At 62.6% G+C, this 25,779-nt stretch carries 20 protein-coding genes; 6 read left to right on the top strand and 14 right to left on the bottom strand.

Annotation, left to right across the window (positions count from 1 at the left end; all coding sequences use genetic code 11):
• Nucleotides 1-187: 187 nt before the first annotated feature.
• Nucleotides 188-3,022 (bottom strand): excinuclease ABC subunit UvrA, encoded by a 2,835-nt coding sequence (gene uvrA / locus K5E37_RS22195; RefSeq protein WP_085609137.1) that lies wholly within the window; start codon nt 3,020-3,022, stop codon nt 188-190.
• A gap of 191 nt (nt 3,023-3,213) precedes the next feature.
• Between uvrA and K5E37_RS22190 the strand changes: the two genes are divergently transcribed.
• Together K5E37_RS22190 and K5E37_RS22185 are read left to right on the top strand one after the other, a co-directional pair.
• Nucleotides 3,214-4,611 carry an MFS transporter gene (locus K5E37_RS22190; protein ID WP_007955631.1) on the top strand — a complete coding sequence of 466 codons (1,398 nt, stop codon included), beginning with the start codon at nt 3,214-3,216 and terminating at the stop codon, nt 4,609-4,611.
• A 9-nt stretch (nt 4,612-4,620) separates the two neighbouring features.
• Complete coding sequence (locus K5E37_RS22185) at nt 4,621-5,139, top strand: single-stranded DNA-binding protein (RefSeq protein WP_007966163.1); 519 nt, start codon at nt 4,621-4,623, stop codon at nt 5,137-5,139.
• A gap of 77 nt (nt 5,140-5,216) precedes the next feature.
• On the opposite strand, the gene K5E37_RS22180 is transcribed toward K5E37_RS22185, so the two are convergent.
• The 7 genes from K5E37_RS22180 to K5E37_RS22150 form a co-directional block, all read right to left on the bottom strand.
• Nucleotides 5,217-6,374, bottom strand: a complete 1,158-nt coding sequence (locus K5E37_RS22180; protein WP_221535151.1) for a glutathionylspermidine synthase family protein — start codon at nt 6,372-6,374, stop codon at nt 5,217-5,219.
• 2 nt (nt 6,375-6,376) lie between these two features.
• A complete protein-coding gene (locus K5E37_RS22175; RefSeq protein WP_085609134.1) occupies nt 6,377-7,069 on the bottom strand; it encodes a DUF1190 domain-containing protein in 693 nt (230 codons plus the stop codon).
• 17 nt (nt 7,070-7,086) lie between these two features.
• Nucleotides 7,087-7,512 (bottom strand): DUF350 domain-containing protein, encoded by a 426-nt coding sequence (locus tag K5E37_RS22170; RefSeq protein WP_007955627.1) that lies wholly within the window; start codon nt 7,510-7,512, stop codon nt 7,087-7,089.
• A 13-nt stretch (nt 7,513-7,525) separates the two neighbouring features.
• Nucleotides 7,526-8,176 (bottom strand): DUF2491 family protein, encoded by a 651-nt coding sequence (locus K5E37_RS22165; RefSeq protein WP_085609133.1) that lies wholly within the window; start codon nt 8,174-8,176, stop codon nt 7,526-7,528.
• A 123-nt stretch (nt 8,177-8,299) separates the two neighbouring features.
• A complete protein-coding gene (locus K5E37_RS22160) occupies nt 8,300-8,998 on the bottom strand; it encodes a PspA/IM30 family protein (protein WP_103385518.1) in 699 nt (232 codons plus the stop codon).
• A 17-nt stretch (nt 8,999-9,015) separates the two neighbouring features.
• Complete coding sequence (locus K5E37_RS22155) at nt 9,016-9,684, bottom strand: YjfI family protein (RefSeq protein WP_007955624.1); 669 nt, start codon at nt 9,682-9,684, stop codon at nt 9,016-9,018.
• Nucleotides 9,685-9,837: 153 nt separating this feature from the next.
• Nucleotides 9,838-10,392, bottom strand: a complete 555-nt coding sequence (locus tag K5E37_RS22150) for a cysteine hydrolase family protein (protein WP_085609130.1) — start codon at nt 10,390-10,392, stop codon at nt 9,838-9,840.
• 101 nt (nt 10,393-10,493) lie between these two features.
• On the opposite strand from K5E37_RS22150, the gene K5E37_RS22145 reads away from it, so the two are divergent.
• From K5E37_RS22145 to K5E37_RS22135, 3 genes are all read left to right on the top strand, one after another.
• The gene (locus K5E37_RS22145; protein WP_221535150.1) at nt 10,494-11,489 is read left to right on the top strand and encodes a GlxA family transcriptional regulator; all 996 of its coding nucleotides are present in this window, start codon (nt 10,494-10,496) and stop codon (nt 11,487-11,489) included.
• A 178-nt stretch (nt 11,490-11,667) separates the two neighbouring features.
• Nucleotides 11,668-12,774 (top strand): DUF3182 family protein, encoded by a 1,107-nt coding sequence (locus K5E37_RS22140; protein WP_221535149.1) that lies wholly within the window; start codon nt 11,668-11,670, stop codon nt 12,772-12,774.
• Nucleotides 12,764-13,522, top strand: a complete 759-nt coding sequence (locus K5E37_RS22135; RefSeq protein ID WP_007955615.1) for a S9 family peptidase — start codon at nt 12,764-12,766, stop codon at nt 13,520-13,522. The genes K5E37_RS22140 and K5E37_RS22135 overlap by 11 nt, the downstream gene beginning before the upstream one ends.
• Here the strand turns inward: K5E37_RS22135 and K5E37_RS22130 are convergent, their stop codons facing one another.
• The 5 genes from K5E37_RS22130 to K5E37_RS22110 form a co-directional block, all read right to left on the bottom strand.
• On the bottom strand, nt 13,523-14,512 hold the full coding sequence (locus K5E37_RS22130; protein WP_221535148.1) for a lysylphosphatidylglycerol synthase domain-containing protein: 990 nt from the start codon (nt 14,510-14,512) through the stop codon (nt 13,523-13,525).
• Nucleotides 14,509-15,795 (bottom strand): cardiolipin synthase ClsB, encoded by a 1,287-nt coding sequence (clsB, locus tag K5E37_RS22125; RefSeq protein ID WP_221535147.1) that lies wholly within the window; start codon nt 15,793-15,795, stop codon nt 14,509-14,511. Before clsB ends, K5E37_RS22130 begins: the two co-directional genes overlap by 4 nt.
• Nucleotides 15,792-16,589 (bottom strand): endonuclease/exonuclease/phosphatase family protein, encoded by a 798-nt coding sequence (locus K5E37_RS22120; RefSeq protein ID WP_221535146.1) that lies wholly within the window; start codon nt 16,587-16,589, stop codon nt 15,792-15,794. The genes clsB and K5E37_RS22120 overlap by 4 nt, the downstream gene beginning before the upstream one ends.
• Complete coding sequence (locus K5E37_RS22115) at nt 16,586-17,512, bottom strand: DUF72 domain-containing protein (protein WP_221535145.1); 927 nt, start codon at nt 17,510-17,512, stop codon at nt 16,586-16,588. Before K5E37_RS22115 ends, K5E37_RS22120 begins: the two co-directional genes overlap by 4 nt.
• A gap of 103 nt (nt 17,513-17,615) precedes the next feature.
• Nucleotides 17,616-18,827: an MFS transporter gene (locus K5E37_RS22110; protein WP_221535144.1), complete on the bottom strand. Its 1,212-nt coding sequence runs from the start codon at nt 18,825-18,827 to the stop codon at nt 17,616-17,618.
• Nucleotides 18,828-19,164: 337 nt separating this feature from the next.
• On the opposite strand from K5E37_RS22110, the gene K5E37_RS22105 reads away from it, so the two are divergent.
• Nucleotides 19,165-21,270, top strand: coding sequence for a mechanosensitive ion channel family protein (locus K5E37_RS22105; protein WP_221535143.1), 2,106 nt, complete (start codon nt 19,165-19,167; stop codon nt 21,268-21,270).
• Between the two features lie 151 nt (nt 21,271-21,421).
• Here the strand turns inward: K5E37_RS22105 and K5E37_RS22100 are convergent, their stop codons facing one another.
• On the bottom strand, nt 21,422-25,717 hold the full coding sequence (locus tag K5E37_RS22100; protein WP_221535142.1) for a DEAD/DEAH box helicase: 4,296 nt from the start codon (nt 25,715-25,717) through the stop codon (nt 21,422-21,424).
• Between the last annotated feature and the right edge of the window lie 62 nt (nt 25,718-25,779).

Here is a 25,779-nt window from a genome sequence, read left to right as displayed (position 1 = left end):
TCGACTTGGTCGACAACCGACAATTTAAAAGTCAGCGTGTAATCGCGTTGACTGCGTTTTGCGCCCGAATCCATTGCACACTCCTGATAAGAAGCCAGAAGGTGTAAACCTTATTCAGGACGAGACAGCCGATACAAAAAAGCCCCTGTCACTGACGAAGTGACAGGGGCTTTTTCATGCCCGCCGATCAGGCCCGATCGCGGATCAACAGCGGCTTGAGGTAGTGCCCGGTGTGAGATTGCTTCATCTCGGCCACTTCCTCCGGTGTACCGGTGGCGATGATCTGCCCACCTTTCGAACCACCCTCGGGGCCGAGATCCACCAGCCAGTCGGCCGTCTTGATCACGTCGAGGTTGTGCTCGATCACCACCACGGTGTTGCCGTGGTCGCGCAGGCGATGCAGTACGTCGAGCAATTGCTGGATATCCGCGAAGTGCAGACCGGTGGTCGGCTCGTCGAGGATATACAGGGTCTTGCCGGTATCGCGCTTGGACAGCTCGCGAGACAACTTGACCCGCTGGGCCTCACCACCGGACAGCGTGGTCGCCGACTGCCCGAGCTTGATGTACGACAGGCCCACATCCATCAGCGTTTGCAGCTTGCGCGCCAGCGCTGGCACCGCGTCGAAGAACACCCGCGCTTCCTCGATGGTCATTTCGAGGGTTTCGTGGATGCTCTTGCCCTTGTATTTGATCTCCAGGGTTTCGCGGTTGTAGCGCTTGCTCTTGCACACATCGCACGGAACGTAGATGTCCGGCAGGAAGTGCATTTCCACCTTGATCAGACCGTCGCCCTGGCAGGCTTCGCAACGACCGCCCTTGACGTTGAACGAGAACCGCCCCGGGCCGTAACCACGGGAGCGGGACTCGGGAACCCCGGCAAACAGTTCGCGGATCGGCGTGAACAGCCCGGTATAGGTCGCCGGGTTGGAGCGTGGCGTACGGCCGATCGGGCTCTGGTCGATATCGACGACCTTGTCCAGATGTTCCAGGCCTTTGATGCTGTCGTGGGCTGCGGCTTCCAGGGTGGTCGCGCCATTGAGTGCCGTTGCGCTCAGCGGGAACAGCGTGTTGTTGATCAGCGTCGATTTGCCGGAACCGGAAACACCCGTCACGCAAGTCAGCAGGCCGATCGGGATTTCCAGGTCGACGTTGCGCAGGTTGTTGCCCCGCGCACCCTTGAGCGACAGCACCTGCTTCTTGTTGCGCGGTGTGCGCTTGGCCGGCACTTCAATCTTCACCCGGCCCGACAGGTACTTACCGGTCAGCGAGTCTGGATGCGCCATGACTTCGTCCGGCGTGCCTTCGGCGACGATCTGTCCGCCATGAACGCCGGCGCCCGGGCCGATATCCACTACATAGTCGGCCAGACGGATCGCGTCTTCGTCGTGCTCGACCACAATCACCGTGTTGCCGATGTCGCGCAGGTGTTTGAGGGTGCCGAGCAGGCGATCGTTGTCGCGCTGGTGCAGACCAATGGACGGTTCATCAAGGATATAGAGAACACCCACCAGGCCCGCGCCGATCTGGCTGGCCAGACGAATCCGCTGTGCCTCGCCGCCAGATAGCGTGTCGGCACTACGATCCAGCGACAGATAGTCGAGACCGACATTGACCAGGAATTGCAGGCGCTCGCGGATTTCCTTGAGAATCTTGTCGGCGATCTCGCCACGGCGCCCGGTCATCTTCAGCGCGCCGAAGTAATCGCAGGCGTCGCCGATCGGCAGGTTGGTCACCGCCGGCAGGGTTTTCTCGCCGACCCACACGTGCCGCGCTTCGCGACGCAGGCGGGTGCCACGGCAATCCGGGCAGGACTGAGTGCTGAGGAACTTCGCCAGTTCTTCGCGCACGCTCGCCGATTCGGTTTCGCGGTAGCGGCGCTCGAGGTTCGGCACGATGCCTTCGAACGGGTGCGAGCGTTTGACGATGTCGCCCCGGTCGTTGAGGTATTTGAAGTCGACGTTCTGCGAGCCGCTGCCGTGCAGGATGTACTTCTGCTGATCGGCCGGCAGCTCATTGAACGGCTGCTCCAGGCTGAAACCGTAGTGCGCGGCCAGTGAGCCGAGCATCTGGAAGTAATAGACGTTGCGCCGGTCCCAGCCGCGGATCGCGCCCTCGGCCAAGGTCAGCTCACCGTTGACCAGTCGCTTGATGTCGAAGAACTGCTTCACACCCAGACCGTCGCAGGTCGGGCAGGCGCCGGCCGGGTTGTTGAAGGAAAACAGCTTGGGTTCCAGCTCGCTGATCGCGTGGCCGCAGATCGGGCAGGCGAAGCGCGCGGAGAAAATCATCTCTTCGCCCGGCTCGTCGTCCATCGGCGCTACCAGCGCGATGCCGTCGGCCAGCTTCAGCGCGGTCTCGAAGGACTCCGCCAGACGCTGCTGCAGGTCGGCGCGAACCTTAAAGCGGTCGACCACGACTTCAATCGTGTGCTTCTTCTGTTTATCCAGTTTCGGCAGTTCGTCCAGCTCGCAGAGCCGGCCGTTGACCCGGGCCCGGACGAAGCCTTGGGCGCGCAGCTCTTCGAATACCGACAGGTGCTCGCCCTTGCGCTCGCGAATCACCGGCGCCAGCAGCATCAGCTTGCTGCCTTCCGGCTGGGCCAGCACCAGGTCGACCATCTGGCTGACGGTCTGGGCTTCCAGCGGAATGTCGTGATCCGGGCAGCGCGGCGTACCGACGCGTGCATAAAGCAGACGCAGGTAGTCGTAGATTTCGGTGATGGTGCCGACCGTGGAGCGCGGGTTGTGCGAGGTCGACTTCTGTTCGATGGAGATCGCCGGCGACAGGCCTTCGATGGTGTCGACGTCGGGTTTTTCCATCATCGACAGGAACTGCCGGGCATAGGCCGACAGGGATTCGACATAGCGGCGCTGACCTTCGGCGTACAGCGTGTCGAAGGCCAGGGACGACTTGCCGGATCCGGACAGGCCGGTGATGACGATCAGTTTGTCCCGTGGCAGGGTCAGGTCGATGTTCTTCAGGTTGTGGGTGCGGGCCCCACGAATCAGGATCTTGTCCAAAATGGCCTCGCTCGGCGGGCGTCGAAAACACAGGAGTATACGGCCAAATACTGGATGGATGCACACTATCAAATGAAGGGTTTTTTGCCTTACATGAAGAGAGTTTCATCTGTACGCGTCAAAGCGTCGCGATATACCCCGTCTCTCGATGGGACTGGTAGAATCGCCGCCGGTTCACACGAGGTTTTTCCATGCACGATCCCCACAGCGAACGCATGAGTGGCAGCGAGACCCGCGCGGCGAGCGGTCTGGCCCTGGTGTTCGCCTTCCGTATGCTTGGCATGTTCATGGTGTTGCCGGTACTGGCGACCTACGGCATGGATCTGGCGGGAGCGACCCCGGCCCTGATCGGGCTGGCGATCGGCGCTTACGGCCTGACCCAGGCGATTTTCCAGATTCCGTTCGGGATCATTTCCGACCGCATCGGCCGGCGTCCGGTGATTTACCTTGGGCTGATCGTCTTCGCCCTTGGCAGCGTGCTGGCGGCTCAGGCCGATTCGATCTGGGGCGTGATTGCCGGGCGGATCCTGCAGGGCGCCGGCGCTATTTCCGCAGCGGTCATGGCCTTGCTTTCCGACCTGACCCGCGAACAGCACCGCACCAAAGCCATGGCCATGATCGGCATGACCATCGGCCTGTCGTTCGCCGTGGCGATGGTCGTCGGCCCGCTGCTGACCCGTGCGTTCGGCTTGTCCGGCCTGTTCCTCGCCACCGGGGGCATGGCACTGGTCGGGATCGTGATCGTGATGTTCATGGTGCCGAAATCCACCGGGCCGCTGAGTCATCGGGAGTCCGGCGTCGCGCGCCAGGCGTTGATGCCGACGCTCAAGCACCCGGACCTGCTGCGGCTGGACCTGGGCATTTTTGTGTTACATGCGATGTTGATGTCGAGCTTCGTCGCACTGCCCCTGGCACTGGTTGAAAAAGCCGGTCTGCCCAAGGAGCAACACTGGTGGGTCTACCTCACCGCGCTGCTGATTTCTTTCTTCGCCATGATCCCGTTCATTATCTACGGCGAGAAGAAACGCAAAATGAAACGAGTTTTGCTCGGCGCCGTGATGACGCTGATGCTCACTGAGCTATTCTTCTGGCAGTTCGGTGACAGCCTGCGGGCTCTGGTGATCGGGACGGTGGTGTTCTTCACCGCGTTCAATCTGCTGGAAGCTTCGCTGCCGTCACTGATCAGTAAGGTTTCACCGGCAGGTGGCAAAGGCACGGCCATGGGCGTGTACTCCACCAGTCAGTTCCTCGGTTCGGCACTCGGCGGTATTCTCGGCGGCTGGATGTTCCAGCATGGCGGTCTGTCGGTTGTGTTCCTCGGATGTGCCGGGCTGGCTGCACTTTGGCTGGCCTTTGCTGTTACCATGCGCGAACCTCCCTACGTGACGAGCCTGCGCCTGCCGCTGTCGCCCGAAGCGATCCGCGAAGCGGGTCTGGTCGAGCGTCTCAAGGCCCTCGTAGGGGTAACTGATGCAGTGATAGTCGCTGATGAAGCGGCGATCTACATCAAACTGGACACCGAATTAATGGATCGCACCACTCTCGAACGCCTGGTGAACAACCCGGCGCAGACTGCGTGCGAAGCCTAGGAGAACGTTATGGCCCGTGGGGTTAACAAAGTCATTCTGGTCGGTACTTGCGGCCAGGATCCCGAAGTACGCTACCTGCCCAACGGTAACGCCGTGACCAACCTGAGTCTGGCGACCAGCGAGCAGTGGACCGACAAGCAGACCGGTCAGAAGGTCGAGAAGACCGAGTGGCACCGCGTATCGATGTTCGGCAAGGTTGCCGAGATCGCCGGCGAATACCTGCGCAAGGGTTCGCAGGTGTACATCGAAGGCAAGCTGCAGACCCGTGAGTGGGAAAAAGACGGTATCAAGCGTTACACCACCGAAATCGTGGTCGACATGCAAGGCACCATGCAACTGCTCGGCGGCCGTCCACAACAGGGCGACCAACAAGGCGGTGGCAACAACTATCAGCAGCAGGCGCCACGCCAACAGGCTCCGCGTCCGCAGCAGTCGGCACCTCAGCAGCGTCCGGCCCCGGCTCCACAGCAGGCCGCACCGCAACCGGCTCCGGATTTCGACAGCTTCGATGACGATATTCCGTTCTGATTCGCTGCTGTATCCGCGCTAAATAAAAAAGGCCCGTCGCTTAACACGACGGGCCTTTTTCATGCGCGCAGGTTTTTTCAGTCAAGAATCAGATGCGGCAGAAACCGGCTCGAATCCTTGGTAATCAGACTATTGTCTTCCCGCACACCAATCCCCGCCGCCTGATCACCGATTACCCACGAACCGATCAACGTGTAGCTGTCGTCGAACTTCGGCAAAGGGGCAAATTTCTGCAGGATGAAGGGCGCATCGGTGTAGGGCCCATCCTCTTTGACGATCAGACCTTCGGCGGTCTGCAACTCGATGTTGGCGCCTTCCCGGGAGAAGTACGGTTTGCGTACCCAGCCCTTGGGCACCGCACTGCCCGGGTTCGGATCGAGGTGCGCGGCCAGCAGATTCGGGTGGCCCTTGTGCAACTCCCACAGCAGGGGTAGGGCGCCCTTGTTGGAGAGGATCGACTTCCACGCCGGTTCGAAAAACTGGGTGTCGCATTCGGCAATTGCCGCGCCGAACGGTTCGTGGAAGATGAACTCCCAGGCGTGCAGTTTGAACAGGTGCGGGATCCAGCGATCCTCGAGATCCACGAAACGACCCTCAGCGCTCAGGCCGATGTCTTCGATGTCGATGTGCCGCGATTCGATGCCGACCTTCTCTGCGATCAACCGCAGGTAATCCGTGGTGCCCTTGTCTTCCACCGAGTCTTTCATCGAGGCGAAGTAAAACGGCCGCGTGAGTTTCAGTTGGGCAAAGGCTTCGTGCAGCCGGGTGTCGATGCTGTTGAACTGGTCTGCATGGCGCGGCAGCATCCCGCGCTCGATGCATTGTTCCAGCCAGCCCCACTGGAACGCCGACGCTTCGTAAAGACTGGTCGGCGTGTCGTAGTTGAGTTCGAGCAGCTTCGCCGGGCCGTTGCCGTTGTAGGAGAAGTCCATGCGCCCGTACAGATGCGGATGACCTTCCAGCCAGGACGTTCGGATCATGTCGTAGTACGGCGCCGGAATGCTCAGACGATCCAGCAGTTCTTCGCTGTGCACGACGCGGTCGACCAGGTCCATGCACATCTCATGCAGCTCGGTGGTCGGATCTTCCAGGTCGTTTTCGATCTGCGCGAGCGTGAACTGGTAGTAGGCGCGCTCGTCCCAGTACGGCTCGTCGTCGATGGTGTGAAACAGAAAACCGAGGCTTTCGGCGGTCTGTTTCCAGTCGTGGCGCTCGGCGCAGTGGATCTTCTTCATGGTCAGCTGCTCGAACGGCCCCAGCCGCCCCAACCGCTGCGTGCGCTGGACTGGCTGCCGAAACCGCCACGGGAGGTGGAGGAGGCGACGTTGACCGGTTTGCGGTAATCGCTGTCGTAGTCCCGCTGACTGCGGCTTGGTGCCGACTCGATCCGACGGTTCAGCGTCGAGGTGTCGTAGGTCTGGCGGGTATTGCGCTCGCGATAAACCGGCCGCGAGTCGCTCGCGCGGTTGTTGCTCATGGCATTGCCGATCAGCCATCCGGTGAGCCAGCCGTTGCCTGCACCGCTGGACGAGTGCGAAGTGCTGGTCTGATTGCTCTGTACGGCAGCCGCATCGCCGGCAGGCATCTGCGCATTGGCGATCGCATCGAGGTTCTGCGCCGGCTCACCGTCCTGCGGCACCTTGAAGCCACCGAGTTTCGGCACGAAACGGCCGGCGGAATTTTTCTGACACCAGTCAGCGGCAAAGTCCGCGTCGCAGGCAGCCTTGTCGTCGTAGGCCGGGGAGATCCGCCGGTGTTCGGCCAGGGCCGCGACGTACGCGTTCGAGCAGACATCCGGTGCCAGTTCGGCGTCGACGCATTGTTCGACGCTCTGGAAGTTGCGTTGCTGTTCCTGGGCGGCCACTTCACCGGAAATCGCCAGGGCCACCGAAGCGGCCAGCGACAGTTGAACGTACTTGCTTCGTTTCATCTCAGGCTTCCTGCCGATCAGTAGGACGGGGTCATGCACGCGGCGTTCAGCATGCCGACGCTGATCGCCACCGCCGCCACATAGATGCCCGCAGCGATTTCACCGTTGGCGATGCGCTGGGACGTGCCCTTGAGCACCAGCCCGGTGGCCAGGAAGGCCAACAATTGCACCACCGCTGCGATCACCGCCCAGAGGACGAAGTCGAGGACGTTGATCGAATGGGCGATCACGTTGCTCGCCGGAATCGCGAAACCGATGATTGCGCCGGACAGGGCAATGGCGGCGGCGACGTTGCCGGAACGGATCAGCTCGAATTCCTTGTGTGGCGTGACGCGGGTGTAGACGAACTGAAACAGCATGAACAGCAGCACGGCGCCGATCAGGTAGGCAACGAAACCGACCAGCGCGGCTTTGTTCAGGGAAATGGACAACGCTTCCAGCATGGAAAACTTCCTTTTAAATGGTGCTCAAATCGGTGGTGTACAGCGAGATGCCCAGCGACGTGCTCAGGCTGACAGTGCCTTCCTCGTCCTGTTCGACGGAGAACAGCAAGAGCTCGCGGCGATCGGTCAGGCCGGTCTCGCGGGCGTAGAGCATCGAGTGATGGTTGATGGTGTAGGACTCGTCCGGGTTGATCACCTGTTCGGTGAGCGGCACCAGTTCGGTCTGGCCGCGTTCGGTGCCCCATTCACGGGTGTATTCGACACCTTCGTGGCGATAGGTCGGCAGGCCGATCTGACTGTTCGGGCCGGCCAGGCGCTGCAGTTCGGCGTCACTGTTGACCGTCACGTAGCTGACGTAATTGAACAGCGTCACCGACTCGATCTGGTCGTCGCCCGTGACATGGATCTGTACCCAGAATTCTTCGTCGTTCAGGTAGTAGCGATGCAGTTTGTTCGACTGACCGAGGTCGATCCAGCCGGCGCTCCAGATGGCCTGGGCGTCGGGAACTCGCACCGAGGTGCTGCCGTCGAGCAACAGGCCGAGGGTCGTGTCGAAGCGGATCGCCTTGCCCTGCGCCAGTCCGAGCGGGCCGCCGGCAGACCCGGACGCCGGCGCGGCCGACTGCCAGTTGCTGGTGCCGAGCAAATCTTTGAACCATCCCATGGGTACATTCCTTGAAGCGGGTGGAGATATTCGTTGGCAAAACGCCGCTAGTGTACCGGCCTCGTGACAAACGAGCAGGCAAAAAAGAAGGGCACCCGGTGCCCTTCTTTTTTCTCGCCGCCGTTACTGGGCGGACTTCTGCTTCAGACGCTCAAGGATAGCGTTGGCGCTGCCTTCGTTCGGCGTGATGCCGGCTTCGCGCAGCTTGCGATCCAGGTCGTTGCCGGTCGACGCATCGGCCAGCTCGTCGGCAGCACTCAGCTCGGCAGCGCGTTGCTGCTGCTTGGCTTGCAGACGGTTCAGAGTGCCGACAGCGGTTTCCAGCTTGCCGTTGGCGCCGCCGCTGGCGATCGAGGCGCTGACCTGAGCCTTCTGCACGCTTTCACGGGCCTTGGCCATGTCCACTTGCTGGCGCAGGCTCTTGATTCGCGCTTCGGCCTTGTTGATGTCCTTGCGCATGTTGTCGGCGTAGGTGCCGAACTCGTCGCTCTGCTTCTTCTCGACGCCCAGGTCGTTGGTCAGGGTCGAGATCGCTTCGGCCACTTCCAGCGCCAGGTCTTCACGGCCGGCGTTCAGGGCGGAAACGGCCTTGGCTTCCAGGTCCCTGATCTTGGCTTCGTACTCGCTCACGCGGTCGGCGGAGAGTTTGTGCTTGGCCATGATGGTGACCAGTTCGCGACGGGCGTTGGACAGCGCGCTGTCGGCGTCACGGATTTCCTGATCGAGGATGCGCAGGGCCTGTTGGTCGGCGATCGCTTCGCCGACTTCGTTGGCGCCGCCGCGCAGCGCGGTGAACAACTTGCTCCAGATGGACTGAGTCATTGGATATTCCCTGTTGATTACTTGAAGAAGTGTTCGAAGGCTTCGCTGGCGCGCTGCACGTTGTCGACCAGGGTTTTCACCTCGGTGACCACGTTGGTCAGGCTCGAGTCGGCACTCAGTGCACCGAACATGTTGTAGACGGTCTGGCCGTTGGGCATGGTCTCGATGCCGATCGACGACAGCGGGAACATTTCCCGGCTGCGCAGTACGGCGTCGTTGAACGCGCGCACGTCGGTGATCGAATCGATGTCCACCAGCACGGTGTCGACGATGATCTGCTGACCGGCGAGGGCGATGTGAATCGGCAGACCGCCGAATTCGTTCATTTCCAGCTTGAGGCTGGGTTCGGAGCTCTGGATCAGAGACAGCGTGATCTCTTGCGAAGCCACCTCGTCCAGCGCCTTGAAAGCGTTGTAGAGGCTATCGATGTTCCAGTTGTTGCCTGCGCTCATGTAATTCTCCGACATGAATGAGCCAGCCAGAATCGGTTGGCGTAGCTGTTGCTCCATTTGCTTGAGCAAGCTTCGGTTTTCCGGAAGCACCCAAGTTTCGTGTTTCACATAACCGGCGGCAGCCAGGCCCGCGCGCATCTGCTTCATATAGAAGCTCGACGGTTTTTTTGCGGACGGTGTCGAGCGCACTCCCTTTGGGCTCTCTGACTTAGTGGCAGGGGAGCGGCTTTTCATGGCGATGACTCCGTTATGAACATCTCACGCGTGAGCAACACTACAACCAATTCAAAGTGCCATCAATGGCTCACGCGTGAGATTTTTATGACACGCGAAAAAACGCCCGCAGCGAGGCGGGCGCAGATTTTTCTGGTTGTATCAGAGCAGGGCTTAGCGGCTGGCAGCGAGGAACTCGTCGGTGGACACCACGCTGGCGTAGGCAAACCCCAGCGCCGACATGAATGCCGCATGCACGTGGGCGGCCGGCACGGTCAGGCCGTTGAATTCCAGGTCACGGCTGGCGCAGGCATCGTGAATCACCGTGACGCTGTAGCCCAGATCTGCCGCCGCACGGGTGATGCCGTCGACGCACATGTGGCTCATGCTGCCGACCACCACCAGCTCCTTGATGCCCTGTTCGTCGAGGATCGATTGCAGCTCGGTTTCGCGGAACGAGTTGACGAAATGCTTGAGCACCACCGGCTCGTCGGCGCGGTTGAGCACTTTCGGATGCAGCTTGGCGCCCTCGGAGCCCGGAGTAAAAAACGGCGCTTCGGGCGAGGTGAATTCGTGGCGGATGTGCACCACCGAATCACCGGCCTCGCGGAACGCCGCGATCAGCCGGGCGGCGTTGTCGGCGGCGGCGTCGGCACCGGCCAGCGGCCACTTGCCTTGGGGGAAGTAGTCGTTCTGGATATCGACTACGATGAGCGCTTGCTTGGCCATGGGTGTGTCCTCGAAGTGAACGTTGGGTGTGGGCTCAGTATTGGCGCCGACCACGTTTTCGAGGATTGGCCGCACCGACAATACACAGGGGAAAACTGACAATGGACGCGAAACCGGCAGTCGTCGAACTGGGTGTGCTGATCTATCCCGGCGCGCAGCTGGCGGCGGTGCATGGGTTGACCGACCTGTTCGCGGTGGCCAACCGGGTCGCTGCCGAGCACCAGAGTGCGCAGTTGCCACGCTTGCGGGTCAGCCATTGGCAGGTCGAGGGCGATCAATCGCCGGTGCGGGTCCACGACAGCGACCCTGGCGCCGAAGCGGGTCTGGTGGCGGTCGTGATTCCGCCGTCCATTGGCGGTTTTTCGGCAGCCCAGGTGCCCACCGGGCTGATTCACTGGCTGCGCGAGCAACACGCCCGCGGCGCCACCCTCGGCGGGGTGTGCGTCGGTTCTCTGCTGCTGGCCGAAAGCGGTCTGCTCGACGGTCGCAGCGCCACCACGCACTGGACGTCAGCCAAGGCGTTCGCGGAGCGATATCCACACATTAAACTCAAAGCCGACACACCGATTGTCGATGACGGCGACCTGATCACCACGGCCGGTTTGATGGCCTGGTCGGAACTGGGGCTACGGCTGGTCGATCGTCTGCTCGGGCCGAGCATCGCCAGCGCGACCGCGCGATTCCTGGTGGTGGAACACAGCGACAGCGCCAGTGCCTGCGGCAGCAATTTCGCCCCGATCCTCAATCATGGCGACGGGGCGATTCTCAAGGTTCAGCACTGGCTGCAAGGCAATGGCGCGACCGATGTCTCGCTGACGGCGATGGCCGAACGCGCGGGCCTCGAAGAACGTACTTTCCTGCGCCGTTTCCGCGCGGCGACCGGCCTGAAACCCACCGAATACTGCCAGCACCTGCGGGTCGGCAAGGCCCGGGAAATGCTCGAGTTCACCAACGGCACCATCGACAACATTGCGTGGACGGTGGGCTATCAGGATCCGGGAGCCTTTCGCGCGACGTTCAAGAAAATCACCGGGCTGGCGCCGAGTGAATACCGCACGCGATTCGGCGTCAGTCCGCCGCCGGCCGTGGCGAAGTAGTAAGCACCTGTCGTGCAAAATGCCGGAGCCCACAGTGCAGTCGTGCAGATTGAAACAGGCGCGGTGCCAGCACGGGTTTTTCAAGTGGCTGATTTGCAGGGCGTTTCAGGCAAGCCCCGGTTGGCCTGATCTCTGCACCCTCTGACCTACATTCAACCCGCCGTTGGAAGGGGGACGCATGACCCCGACATCCCGCAGGAAAGTGGTCGTCGCCCACTCGGTTCGACCCGGCGCGCCACAACATGAAGTGCAGACCAACAAAGCCCTCGCGCGATGGCTGGCGCAGATCCTTGGCCTCAAGTTCGGCGGCAGTTACGACGCCGAAAAGCATCGCGGCCGGGATATTTATCTGTTGCCGACCCAGACCCTCGTCGGCGCGGCGGCCCGCGAACTGGGCGTGAGCGGTCCGGATGATTTGTGGGGCGGTTTCGTCGAGCACGATTTCATCTGCACCAAAGCCATCAGCCACGGTTTGCGCAGCCATCAGGCCCATGCGCCGCAAGGCTGGTCGCCGCTGTTTTCCGAGCGGGTGCGCAGCGTGGTGCTGGACGGGCTCAGCGTCTTTGCGCTGGAGGATGCACGGCCCGCCGCCGAACATCTGTTGTACAGCGGACCGATCCGGATCAAGCCGATCCACGCCTGCGCCGGGCGCGGTCAGGAAGTAATCAAGAGCCTGGATGCGTTCGACGAAATCCTCGCCCGACCCGAGGCCGGAGAACTGTTCAGCGATGGCGTGGTGCTGGAGCAGGATTTGAGTCAGGTGGTCACCCACAGCGTCGGCCAGTCGTTCATCGGCGACCGGGTGCTGAGTTACTGCGGTGATCAATACTTGACCAAAGATGCCCACGGCGAGGAAGTGTACGGCGGCTCGAACCTGCTGGTGGTGCAGGGCGGTTATGAGGATCTGCTGACGCTGGATCTGCCCGACGACGTGCGTCTGGCGATCCAGCAGGCGCAGGTCTTCGACCGGGCGGCGGACGAAGCCTATCCGCGTTTTTATGCCTCGCGGCGCAATTACGACATCGCCCAGGGCCTGGACAGCGAAGGCCGGCCGCGCAGTGGCGTGCTCGAACAGTCCTGGCGCATGGGCGGCGCCAGCAGCGCGGAAGTGGCGGCGCTGCAAAGTTTCGTCAACGATCCCTCGATGCGCGCGATCCGCGTGTCGTCGGTGGAAACCTATATCGATCAGGCCCTGCCGGCGGATGCCATCGAGGTGTATCGCGGGCCGGCCGAGAACAGCGACTTTCTCCTCAAATATGTAACGGTTAAATCCTATGACGGCTAGAAGCGAAAGCATTCAAATCGACATTGATGATGAACAGATGAGCGGGACGTTCCTCAGTCCCAAATCGAAAGTCCCCGGCGTGTTGTTCGTGCACGGCTGGGGCGGCAGTCAGGAGCGGGATCTGGAACGGGCCAAAGGCATCGCCGGCCTGGGTTGCGTGTGCCTGACGTTCGACCTGCGCGGGCACACCGGCGGCACCGGCATTCCGCTGAGCCGGGTCACCCGTGAAGATAACTTGCGCGACTTGCTGGCGGCCTACGACCGACTGCTCGCTCATCCGGCGCTGGATACCTCGGCCATTGCGGTGGTGGGCACCAGCTATGGTGGATATCTCGCCTCGATCCTCACCTCGCTGCGCCCGGTGCGTTGGCTGGCGCTGCGGGTGCCGGCGTTGTACCGCGACGAGCAATGGCACACGCCCAAGCGAGATCTGGACAAGGCCGACCTGCGCGATTATCGCGGCACCCTGGTGCGCGCCGACAGCAACCGCGCCTTACACGCCTGCTCGCAATTCACCGGGGACGTGCTGCTGGTGCAATCGGAAACCGATGACTACGTGCCCCACGCGACGATCATGAGTTACCGCGCCGCGTGCCAGCAGACCCACTCGCTGACTCACCGCATCATCGATGGCGCCGACCATGCCCTGAGCGACCCGACCTCGCAGCAGGCCTACACCTCGATCCTGGTCGACTGGATCACCGAGATGGTGGTGGGCGAGCGGTTGAGCATCATTCAGTCGCGCTGATCAGGATTTGGGTTTCTTCTCGATCCGCAACGCCTTGGCCTTGGCTTCCACCACCAGGTACATCAGCACGGTGATCAGCAGCGGCAGCAGGAAATAGATCGCCCGATAGGCCAGCAATCCTGCCACCAGACTGCCCCGGGAAGCCTCGTGTTGCAGTAGCGCCACGAACACCGCTTCCAGCACGCCGAGCCCGGCGGGAATGTGGGTGATGACCCCGGCAATCGCGCTGATCAGCAGCACCCCGAGCACCAGTGGATAGTCGAGCTTGCTCGGCAGCAAGGTGAAAATCACCGCCGCCATCAGCGACCAGTTCAGCGCCCCGAGCAGTAATTGCAGGACCGCCATGCGCAGCGACGGCAGGTTGATTTCTACCCCGCGAATCGACCACTCGCGCCGCCGGGAAAACTGGCAGGCGACCAGATAGCCGACACTGACCAACAGCAGCAACACGCCAATGCCCTGCAACGCACCGCTGCTGATTTTCCAGCCCGGTGGCATCCGCACCAGCCCGCTAGCGAACACCACGCCGGCGATGGTCATGTAGCCGAACCAGTTGGTCGCCAGGCTCAGGCCGAGGATCTTGGCGATGTTGCTTTTGCTCACCCCGAGCCGCGAATACAGGCGATAGCGCATGGCGATCCCGCCGACCCATGCGCTCAAGTTGAGATTGAAGGCGTAGCTGATGACGCCCACCGGCAGAATCTGTTTCCAGGTCAGATCCTGACGAATGTAGGTGCGGCCGATCAGGTCGAAACTGGCGTACACCAGAAAGCTCAGCAGGGTCAGGCTGGAGGCAATGATCAGCGTGCGCACCTTGAAGTCGGCGAGAGTTTGCAGCACCTCGGCCCATTCGATGCGGCTGGCGAACATCGTCAGCAGCACGATCAGCGCGAGGAAAAACAGCAGGGTCAGCGGACGCTTCCAGCGGCTCCAGCGGGACTTGCCCGCCGGTGCCGGATGCACCGCCGCGTGGGCTTCGGATTGGCTCATGACGGATCGCTCCCGGCGGCGTGGGTGAAGGGTTTGAGCCGTGGCTTGTGCGCCGGCAGCCAGCCGGCCATCGCCGGGAAATGCCGCAGGAAGTGAAACACCAGAAAGCCCACGGTCATGTGCCAGATTCGCCCGCGCGGCGACTTCGCGGCGTCCATCGCCTTGCAATGGTTGTGGCTGAGGTCTTCGAGGCGCTCGAACAAGTGGCGATTGAAGGCGCGGTCGCGGATCAGCACGTTGGCTTCCAGGTTCAGCGACAGGCTCAGCGGGTCGAGATTGCTCGAACCGACGGTGCTCCATTCCTCGTCCACCAGCGCCACTTTGCCGTGCAGCGGCCGCTCGCAATATTCGTGAATCTGCACCCCGGCCTTGAGCAGGTAGTCGTAGGTCATGCGCGCGGCGAGTTTGGCCACCAGCATGTCCGGCTGCCCCTGCAGAATCAGCCGCACTTCGACTCCGCGCCGGGCCGCGTTGCGGATTTCGCGCAGCAGGCGATAGCCGGGAAAGAAGTAGGCGTTGGCGATCACCACCCGCCGTTGGGCGCGGCGCAGTACCTGCAAATAAACGTCTTCGATGTCGGTGTTGTGGCGATCATTGTCGCGGAACACCAGACGCACCTGACCGTCGTGGTCATCGAATGCCATCTCGGCGCGCCGCTGTCGACGGCGTTGCCACCAGAACCTCGCCCGCCCCGGACGGCCGCTTTGCAGCAGAGCGAAATGATGGATGTCGGCCACCGCCGGGCCCTGAATTTCCACCGAGTAATCCTGCTTCGCTTCGGGACCGAAATCGGCCAGGTGATCGCCGGAAAAATTGATCCCGCCGATGAACGCAACCAGCCCGTCGACTACCACAATCTTGCGGTGCAAACGGCGGAACCAGTTGGTGCGAATGCCCAAGCGTTTCGGGGCCGGATCGAAGATTTGCAAATGCACGCCGGCATCGCTCAGCGCGGTCAGATAACCGGTGCTCAGTTCGCCACAACCGAAGCCGTCGAGGCTGACGGTGGTGCGCACGCCACGCCGGGCGGCATCGATCAGGATTTCCTGCAATTCCATGCCGACCTTGTCTTCGAAGACGATGAAGGTCTCCAGCAGGATTTCGCTTTTCGCCGCGCGCATCGCTTCGAACACCCGGGGAAAATATTCCTCGCCGTTTTCCAGCAGCTCGAGCCGGTTGTTGCCCTGCCAGCGATACTCGACATCGACGGTGCCCGGCTCGCGCACGGGCGGGGTGATGCTGACTGGTTCCACGGCGGATTTCTCCAACGGTGCACTGCTCATAGTTCAATCTCCACCGATAGCGGTGCGTGGTCGGAAAGGTGTGACCAGGGACGGTTCGCCAGCACTTTGGGTTGACTGGCTTTTAGGTTGCGCACGTAGATCCGGTCCAGGCGCAGCAGCGGCATGCGCGCGGGAAAACTGCGCGCCGGTTTGCCGTGATGCGCCGCAAACACTTCACGCAGGCCACAGGGTTCAAGCAAGGCATCGGCGCGCTGGCGCCAGTCGTTGAAATCGCCGGCGACGATCACCGGCGCGTCACCGGGCAACTCGGAAAGGCGTTCTCGCAGCAAGCCCAGTTGATCGTTGCGATGGCTTTCGCGCAGGCCCAGATGGACGCAGATCGCATGTACTTCACGGTCGTCTCCCGGCAGGCGCAGCACGCAGTGCAACAGGCCGCGGTTTTCATGTCCGCTGATCGAAACGTCGAGGTTGTCATGGCGCACGATCTGGAATTTCGACAGCACTGCATTACCGTGATCGCCGTCCGGATACACCGCGTTGCGCCCATAGGCGAACTGCGGCCAGAGGCTGTCGGCGAGAAACTCATACTGCGGCATCGTCGGCCAGTTTTCGTAACGTTTGGGATGGTGCTCGTGGGTGCCGTGGACTTCCTGAAGAAACACCACATCGGCGGACACGCTGCGCACCGCTTCGCGCAATTCCGGCAGGATGAAACGCCGGTTCAGTGCGGTGAAACCCTTGTGGGTGTTGACCGTCAGCACGGTGAAACGGCGCACCGTGGTGATGACCGTGGACTGCTCGTCGGTGAAGCCGAGCGGCTCGGGAATGCTCATGCGAGTACCCCTTCGTCGGCCGGTTCACCGGGCATGGTTTCGAGGTTTTTATCCTGTTCGAAACGCTGCAACAGGCTGCGGGCATCGAACGGCGCGCGGACCTTGATGTCGTTGTCGAAGTAGCAGAAAACCTCGCGGGATTTACGGGCACGAGGCTTCAAGCGCGGCGCGATCAAATGGGCGTCGCCCGGTTGCCGGCCATGGTGCCAGGCGTCGATCCGTTCGGCCCAGCGTTGCAGCGCGGCACGGGTGTAACCGCTGGCGTAGAGCTCTTCGGCACCGTGCAGGCGCAGGTAGACGAAATCGCTGGTCAGGTCTTCGCGGTACGGCCATTTCCCGGCGGTGTCGGCGATCACCAGAGCGGTGTTGTAGCGTTTGAGCAGGCGCACGAAGTCGGGGTCGATGAAGCTGTCGTTGCGGATTTCCACGGCATGGCGCAGCGGTTTTTTGCCGTAGGCCTTCATGCTGGCGTGGCCGTGCAGGTGTGAATCGTGCTGGCGGGCGAGGGCGGCGGCAGCCTGGGTGTCGTGGGGCAACTGATCGAGAAAAGCTTCGAAACGCTCGGGGTCGAATGTGAAGTTGGGCGGGAACTGCCAGAGGATCGGGCCGAATTTTTCCTTCAATTCCAGCACCCCGGAGGCAAAGAAATTGGCCAGGGGTTTTTCGATATCGCGCAGGCGGCGGATGTGGGTGATGAAGCGCGGCGCCTTGATGCTGAACACGAAGTCGTCCGGTGTTTCGGCGTACCACTGGGCGTAGCGTTCGGGCCGTTGCAGGGCGTAGAACGATCCGTTGATTTCGATGCTGTTGACCGCCCGTGAGGCGAACTGCAATTCGCGTTTCTGCGCCAGCCCCTTGGGGTAAAAGTCCCCGCGCCACGGGGCGTAACGCCAGCCTGAAATACCGATATGAATCGTTGCCATGCCGCCCTCCCGTCGAAAGTCCCCGTACGGCCTCTGTCTGTGGATGACTGCGGGCGGTTCGGGAAAGTTTCGACAGGATTACGGACGGTCGGGTTGCGCCGGATTAGTGCCCGGTGACGATTCGGGTCGAGCCTTCGGCGGGTTCGGCGTACACCGGGCCCAGGCGATCGAGGCGACCGCTCCATACCGTCAGGGCCAATGCCACCAGCACTACCAGGCCGCCGATCCATGCAGTGTGAATCAGGCCGATGTGCTCGACGATCAAACCGCCACCCCACGCACCGCCGGCAATCCCGAGGTTGAACGCGGCAATGTTCAGGCCTGATGCCACGTCCACGGCGTGCGGCGTGTGATGTTCAGCCTGACGCACCACATACACCTGCAAGCCCGGCACATTGCCGAAGGCGACTGCGCCCCAGACCAGCACGGTGGCCAGCGCCAGCCATGGGTTGCCGGCGGTGAAGGTGAGCACGAACAGCACGGCGGCGAGCAGGGCGAAGATGATTTTCAGCGCGCTGATCGGCCCGCGTTTGTCCGCCAGTTTGCCGCCCCAGATGTTGCCGGCGGCCACCGACACGCCGTACACCAGCAACACCAGGCTGACGGTGCCGGCGCTGAAGCCGGAGATGTCCTGAAGGATCGGCGCCAGGAACGTGAAGGCGATGAACGAGCCGCCGTAACCGATGGCGGTCATGGCGTACACCAGCAACAGGCGCGGTTGCTTGAGCACCTGCAATTGCTGCAACAGCGACGCCGGTTTGCTGTGGGCAATGTTGTTCGGCACGTACAGCAGGCTGCCGATGAACGCGATGACACCCAGCGCCGACACGGCGAGGAAGGTTTCACGCCAGCCGAAGTGCTGACCGATGAACGTGCCCAGTGGCACGCCGGTGACCAGCGCCACGGTCAGGCCGGTGAACATGATCGCAATCGCACTGGCGGCTTTTTCCTTGGGCACCAGGCTGGTGGCGATGGTCGAACCGATGGAGAAGAACACGCCATGGGCCAGACCCGTGACGATTCGCGCCAGTACCAGCGATTCATAACTCGGCGCCAGCCAGGCCAGCAGGTTGCCGAGGGTGAACAGCACCATCAGCGACAGCAGCAACAGTTTGCGCGGGACTTTGCCGGTGAGGGCGGTCAGCACTGGCGCACCGATGGCTACGCCGAGGGCATACAGACTGACCAGCAGACCGGCGGACGGCAGGCTGACGCCGAGATCGGCGCCGATGGTGGGAAGCAGGCCAACGATGACGAACTCGGTCGTCCCGATGGCGAAAGCGCTGAGGGTCAGCGCGAGCAGGGCAATGGGCATGACGGCACTCCGGTTGAGGATTGAATGGAGCGCAGTGTCGGGGTTTGGCGGGGGTGGAAAAATACGGGGATGGGCATTTGATATTTGCGTGCGACGCAAATATCAGCCCTAACGCTGATCGTAAGGTGATCGTTCCCACGCTCTGCGTGGGAATGCCTCCGTGGACGCTCTGCGTCCGCTCTTCGAGACGCGGAGCGTCTCTGGCTGCATTCCCACGCGGAGCGTGGGAACGATCAACGAGGGGAGTGGAGCTTGGAAACGATCAACCGCAAAAACCGAACTTGCCGGGCCAAAACCGATCAGTTCCTTACAGGTTCAACCAAGGGAGCTCTGCGTTTTGACCAGGTTCAGGATCGCGATTCTATTGGGGGCATTGCTGTTGTTCGGCGGCAATGCAGTACAAGCCGCCAGCCTGCCGGGCGTTCCGGCGGCCAGTGAAGAGCCGGCCGAGCCGGAACCGATCGTGCAGGGCGGACTGCTCGGCGCCATCAGTTCCAGCATCGACGACGTGCAGGACAAACTCGATCTCAACGAGCATCTGGTCGACGCCTGGCGCCTGCGCGCCGACCGGGCGGCGGATGAAGTCGACAGGCTGGTCAACCAACCCTCGAACCGCTCCGGCTGGAGCGTGGCGGGGGATTTCCTGATGCTCTCCGGCGTGTGGCTGGGCACGTTTGCCGTGTTGACGGTGCTCGGCAGCGTGCTGGGCAAACGTCTGCGGGAAGGGCGCTGGCTGCGCACCCGCCAACGCAGTCAGGACCTGCTCGGTTACCTGTTGCCCTACACGCTGCCCGCGCTGATCTGCCTGCCGTTGACCCTGTACGTCAGCCATTTTCTGTCGGCCTCGGTCGGTCGCGCGCTGGCGCTGTGTTTTGCCTACGCCACCAGCAGCGGGATATTTTCCACGTCGATGCTGTTGTGCGTGGTGGTGATGTTCAACGTCGGCCACAAGCGCCGTGCGGTGCAGATCATCCGCGACTACTGCCCGAAACCGCTGTTCCTGATCGGCTTTCTCGCTGCCCTCAGCGATGCCCTGACCAGCCCGCAGATCGCCCGGCAACTGGGCGGCAACATCACCAGCAGCATCGCGGTGTTCACCGGTCTGCTGGCCTCGATCATCTTCGGTCTGCTGGTGATTCGCCTGCGTCGGCCGGTGGCGCACCTGATCCGCAATCGCCCGCTGGTCCAGCGTCTGAAACAGCCGTCGTTGCAGGAGTCGCTGCGGATTTTTTCCGGGCTCTGGTACTGGCCGATCGTGCTGATGGTGCTGGTCTCGGCGGTCAATCTGATCGGCATCGGCGAGGACAACCAGAAAGCCCTGCGCTGCGCGTTGCTCACCACGGTGTTGCTGATCGGCACGGTGTTTCTGAGCACCGTGCTGCAACACCTGTTCAAGTCGCGCAAGGCCGAGGCGATCCAGCGCAGCAGTGCCTACAAGGAACGCTTTCTCAGCCTGTTGCACGCCTTATTGCGGATCATCATCGCGATCGCGTTCATCGACATTCTCGGGCGGATCTGGGGCGTGTCGCTGCTCGACTTCGCCCAGAGCAGCACGGTCGGCCGGGCGATCAGCAATGCCCTGAGCAGCATCGGCCTGATCTTCCTCGTGACATGGCTGCTGTGGGTGGTGCTCGACACGGCGATTCAGGAAGCACTAAAACCGCCGGTCAGCAAACGCTCGGCGCGCCAGCCCAGCACCCGGGTGAAAACCATCCTGCCGCTGCTGCGCAACGCGATCAAAATCATCCTGGTGGTGATCTGTGCGATCACCACCATGGCCAATCTGGGGATCAACGTCGCGCCGCTGCTGGCCGGTGCCGGGGTGGTCGGCCTGGCCATCGGTTTCGGCTCGCAGCAACTGGTGCAGGACGTGATCACCGGGCTGTTCATCATCATCGAAGACACCCTGTCGATCGGCGATTGGGTGGTGCTCGATTCCGGGCACGCCGGCACGGTCGAAGGCCTGACCATTCGCACCTTGCGCCTGCGCGATGGCAAGGGCTTCGTGCACTCGGTGCCGTTCGGCCAGATCAAGGCGGTGACCAACCAATCGCGGCAGTTTGCGTTCGCGTTTTTCTCGGTGCAGTTCACCTACGACACCGATGTCGACAAGGCCATTGAGCTGATCCGCGAGGCGGGGGATTCGATTCGCGAAGACCCGTTCCTCAAGTACAACCTGCAAGGGCCGCTGGATGTATTTGGCGTAGACAAGATGGACCTGAACGGCGTGGTGCTGACCGCGCAATTTCGCACAGTGTCGGGCGGGCAATATGCGGTGAGCCGCGCGTTCAACCAGCGTTTGAAAAAGCTTGTGGATAACAGCCCGTGGGTGCATTTCGCCCAGACTTATCCACAGCAGGTTTTGCTGCCCAAACGCCAGGAAGAAGAGGTGGCGCCGGTGCATTCGTCGGTAGTGTTGCCGGAGCAATCGCCGACTCAATAGGCGTTCTTGTAGTGCATGTGCCGGCCCTTTCGCGGGCAAGCCCGCTCCCACAGTAATTGGGCGGTGCCTGCTATTTCGGCATCACAAAGAACCCTGTGGGAGCGGGCTTGGTCCGGGCGGCGATCCGACGAAGAGGCCAGACCGGTTTACATCAATGCCGGATCAGTTTGCTGCGCACCTGCTCCATGGAAACCTGATCCAGTTCCACCCAGAATTGCTGCTTGCCCGCGACCTCGGCAGCGACCGGCAGGCCGTCGCGATACACCAGCCGATTGCTCGCCAGCGCCGGCACTTTCGCCCCCGGCAACAAGGTGCCGGCGAGGTTCAGCGGATCGACGCCGCACACCGCAATCAGGCTGCCGTCATGGGGGCGACGGCGGACTTCGCGCAACAGCGGAATCGCCTCGGGCAGGGCGAATTGCTCGCCCGCCAGACCGCTGACAAACCGCCCGCCACGAATCTCGCCCCGGGCTTCCAGCCGATGGAATGTGCGCAGCAGTTCGCGCCAGCTCGGCAGCCAATCAGCCTCACGTTCCAGCAGGCGCCAGAACACCACGCCATAGCGACGCAACAAGGTCATGGCGACGTGTTCAAGCGTTTCGGGCGACGCTGTTTGACGGTTTTCCGCAACCGGCCCGCGACGCAATAACGCCCAGCGCCCGGCATCGTCCATGCCCCCGACAAACGCCCCGCGCCCGCGTCGACTGCTGCGCTGCTGGCGCTTGCTCGCCGGGGTGATCAGCGCCCGCAATCCGGCAAAGCTGTCGGCATTCACCAGGCCGGCGCCGACCAGTTCCTGCAAGGCGATTTCCAGCTCGGTGCGCAGCAGGCGCGCTTCATGGATCAGCTCATCGAAAAACAGCGCGCCGTGCTGGCTCAGTGCGTCGAAAACCTTGCGGGTCTTGGGCGACAGTTCACTGACCGGCGTCTGCTCGGCCAGTGCACTCCACAAGCCAACCTGACTGCGCGGCAACAACACGATCGGCGTGCTGCGCAATGCCGTGCCGCTGATGTTTTGTCGGGCGCTGAGTCGCGTCCACACGAGTTTTCCGCTGCGGCACAGATCATCCAGCCAGCTCGATGAATAGTCCTTGAGCCGCGCGGAAAGGAGGTCGCTATCCCACGCCGAAGCAGCAGCCGGATAGCCTTCGAACTGACCGACAATCGCCGGCAACACAGTGCTGCCCTGACCACGGGTTGACGGGGACAAGTGCTGCCAGTCGAACAGAAACCGCATGAATTCCTGCAACGCCACCGGCTCGATTTCCCGGCGCAGACGCTTGACCGTGTAGCGATGAATGCGCGCCAGCAGATGCCGCTCGCACCATTCCTCAACAGTCGACCCCGGCGTGAACTGGCCGCGCAGTACATAACCTTCGCGCTCCAGATGAGCGAGGGCTTGAAGAGCAGAGGCCGGCATCAAGGCCAGGGGTTCGGCAATCGCCGCCAGCGGTAGCGGACCGAATGCGCCGAGCCGCGCGCGGATCACTTCGATCAGTGCGTCATCGGCCGTCCATGCTTCGTCGAAACCGGGTAACGCGGGGAGTGCCGAATGCGCCTGTGGATAAAGCGCTTGCAGACAGGTCAGGCGTTCTCTTGCCTGCCACAGTGAATGCTCGGGATCGATCTGCAATCGGCAGGCTCGCCCGGTATTGGCCAGAGCATTCAGCCAATCGCGCCACTGCGGATTGGCCTCGACCTCGCGGTCGCTGATGCAGGCCAGGCTCATCAGCGCTTCGTGCATTTCATCGGCGCTGTTTGGTGTCGGCCAGGCTTCTTCGCGCACGGCGTTGATCGCGTCGGCGTCCAGCGCGCCGAGGTCATCAGTGGATTGCGGATCGCTCCAGCGGCGGTTGAGCACGGCCTGGGTGCGACGCTCTTCCAGCGGCGCATCGTCGAGAAAGGTGTAGGGGCGGGCGCTGAGGATTTCCGCCGCCAGCGGCGAGGGCGCCGGAAGGTCACGGGCGATCAGGCGCACTTCGCCGCGCTCCATGCGCCGCAGGAGTTCGAGCCAGCCTTCACTGTCCATCGCCTCGTGCAGGCAATCGTCGAGGGTCTGTTCCACCAGCGGATGCTCGGGGACTTCCCGTTCACCGGCGAGGTTTTCCAGGCAGGCGATCTGATCGGGAAACACGCTGGCGATCAGGTCTTCGCTTTTCATCCGCTGCAATTGCGGCGCGACCTTGCGTCCGCCGGTGTAGCGCGGCAGGGCCAGCGCCACGCCGGCATTCCAGCGCCAGCGCACGCCGAACAGCGGCGCATCCAGCACCGCTTGAATCAGAATGTGCTCGGCGCTGTTGCTGTGCAGGTAACGCCAGACCTCGTCGAGTTCGAAACTGTGGCTGGTGGACAGCGACAGCACGATCGCGTCTTCGCTTGCGGCGGCCTGCAATTCGAAGTTGAAGGTGCGGCAGAAACGCTTGCGCAGGGCCAGGCCCCAGGCGCGATTGATTCGGCTGCCGAACGGCGAATGAATGATCAGCTGGGTGCCGCCGGACTCGTCGAAAAACCGCTCCATCAGCAGCGTGTCGCGCGACGGCAAGGCGCCGAGGGCGAGGCGGGCGCGGGCCAGGTAATCCACCAGTTGTTCGGCGCTGGCCAGGTTCAGACCGAGGGTGTCGGTCAGCCAGTCGAGGGCCGGTTGCAGATTGCCGGGGCTGGCGCTGAGCAATTGATCGAGTTGCGCGTGCAGGCGCGCCACGGCCGCCGACAACTCATCGCTGCGTCCCGGTGCTTCGCCGAGCCAGAACGGAATGGTCGGCGGCTGGCCGTGGGCATCTTCGACCCGCACCTTGCCGGTTTCCACCCGCAGGATGCGATAGGAGGCGTTGCCGAGCTGGAACACGTCGCCGGCAATGCTTTCCACGGCGAAGTCTTCGTTGACGCTGCCGATGTTCAGGCCCTGAGGTTCGAGCAATACGCTGTAGTCGGCGTTGTCGGGGATGGTGCCGCCGCTGGTGACGGCGGTCAGCCGGGCGCCGCGTCGTCCGCGCAGGGTTCGGCTGACGGCGTCGCGGTGCAGGTAGGCGCTGCGGATGCCCTGGCGGCCGTTGTAACCCTCGGCGAGCATGCTCAGCAGCGCCTGATAATGTTTTTCGTCGAGGCGGGCGTAGGGTTCGGCCCGGCGGAACAGCGCGAGCAAATCGTCCTCGGCCCATTCCTGGCAACTGACCTCGGCGATGATCTGCTGCGCCAGCACATCCAGCGGCGCTTCGGGGATGTGCAGCGTATCGAGTTCACCCCGGCGCACGCAGTCGAGCAGCGCGGCGCATTCGATCAGGTCATCGCGGGTAGTGGCGAACAGGCGCCCCTTGGGCGTGCCGCCGACCTGGTGCCCGGAGCGGCCGACCCGTTGCAGAAAACCGGCAATCGAACGCGGCGAGGCGATCTGGCACACCAGGTCGACTTCGCCGATGTCGATCCCCAGTTCCAGCGACGCGGTGGCGATCAGCACTTGTAGCTCGCCACGCTTGAGCCGCTGCTCGGCGTCGAGGCGAAATTCCTTGGCCAGACTGCCGTGGTGTGCCGCCACCGCGTGTTTGCCGAGGCGTTCGCTCAGGTGCCGGCTCAGGCGCTCGGCCAGACGGCGGGTGTTGACGAAAATCAGCGTGGTGCGGTGTTCCCGGGCCAACGTGGCGAGACGGTCGTAGACCAGTTCCCAGACATCATTGGCCATCACCGCCGACAACGGCACCGGCGGTACTTCAATGCCCAGATCCCTTGGGCGCGCGTGGCCGATGTCGATGATTTCGCACGGGCGCTCATGACCCACCAGAAAACGCGCCACCGCATCGATCGGTTTCTGCGTGGCCGAAAGACCGATGCGGGTCAGCGGTTCAGGACACAGCGCCTGCAAGCGTTCGAGGCTCAAGGCCAGGTGACTGCCGCGTTTGCCGGCGGCGATGGCATGGATTTCATCGACGATCACCGTGCGCGTGGTGCCGAGTATTTTTCGGCCGGATTCCGAGCCGAGCAGCACGTAGAGCGATTCCGGGGTGGTCACCAGAATGTGCGGCGCGCTCTTGCGCATGGCGGCGCGGTCTTTCTGCGGGGTGTCGCCGGTGCGCACGGCGGTGGTGATTTCCAGCGCCGGCAGGTCCATTTGGCGTAACTGGTCGGTTATTCCGGCCAGCGGATTTTGCAGGTTGATGCGGATGTCGTTGGACAGCGCCTTGAGCGGCGAAACGTAGACCACCAGGGTTTCGTCCGGCAGACCGTCCGGGGTTTCCAGGCCACGGTGGACCAGATCGTCGAGCACGGCGAGGAATGCGGTGAGGGTTTTCCCAGATCCGGTGGGCGCAGCGATCAGCGTCGAGCGGCGCTGGCGGATCAACGGCCATGCGCGGGCCTGGGCGGCGGTCACCGTCGGGAATGTGCTGCTGAACCAGGCGCTGACGGCGGGGTGAAAGCCTGCCAGCGCCGCGTCCTTGGGGAGGGGCAGATTCATGGCTTCAGTTATGCGGGTGGGCGGGCGAAGTTGCAAGTACCGCTCGGGATCTACACTTTACG

This window comes from Pseudomonas sp. RIT778 (genome assembly GCF_019718735.1).
In the GTDB taxonomy this organism is placed as follows: Bacteria; Pseudomonadota; Gammaproteobacteria; order Pseudomonadales; family Pseudomonadaceae; genus Aquipseudomonas; species Aquipseudomonas aphyarum.
This window is presented reverse-complemented; position numbering and strand designations above follow the sequence as displayed.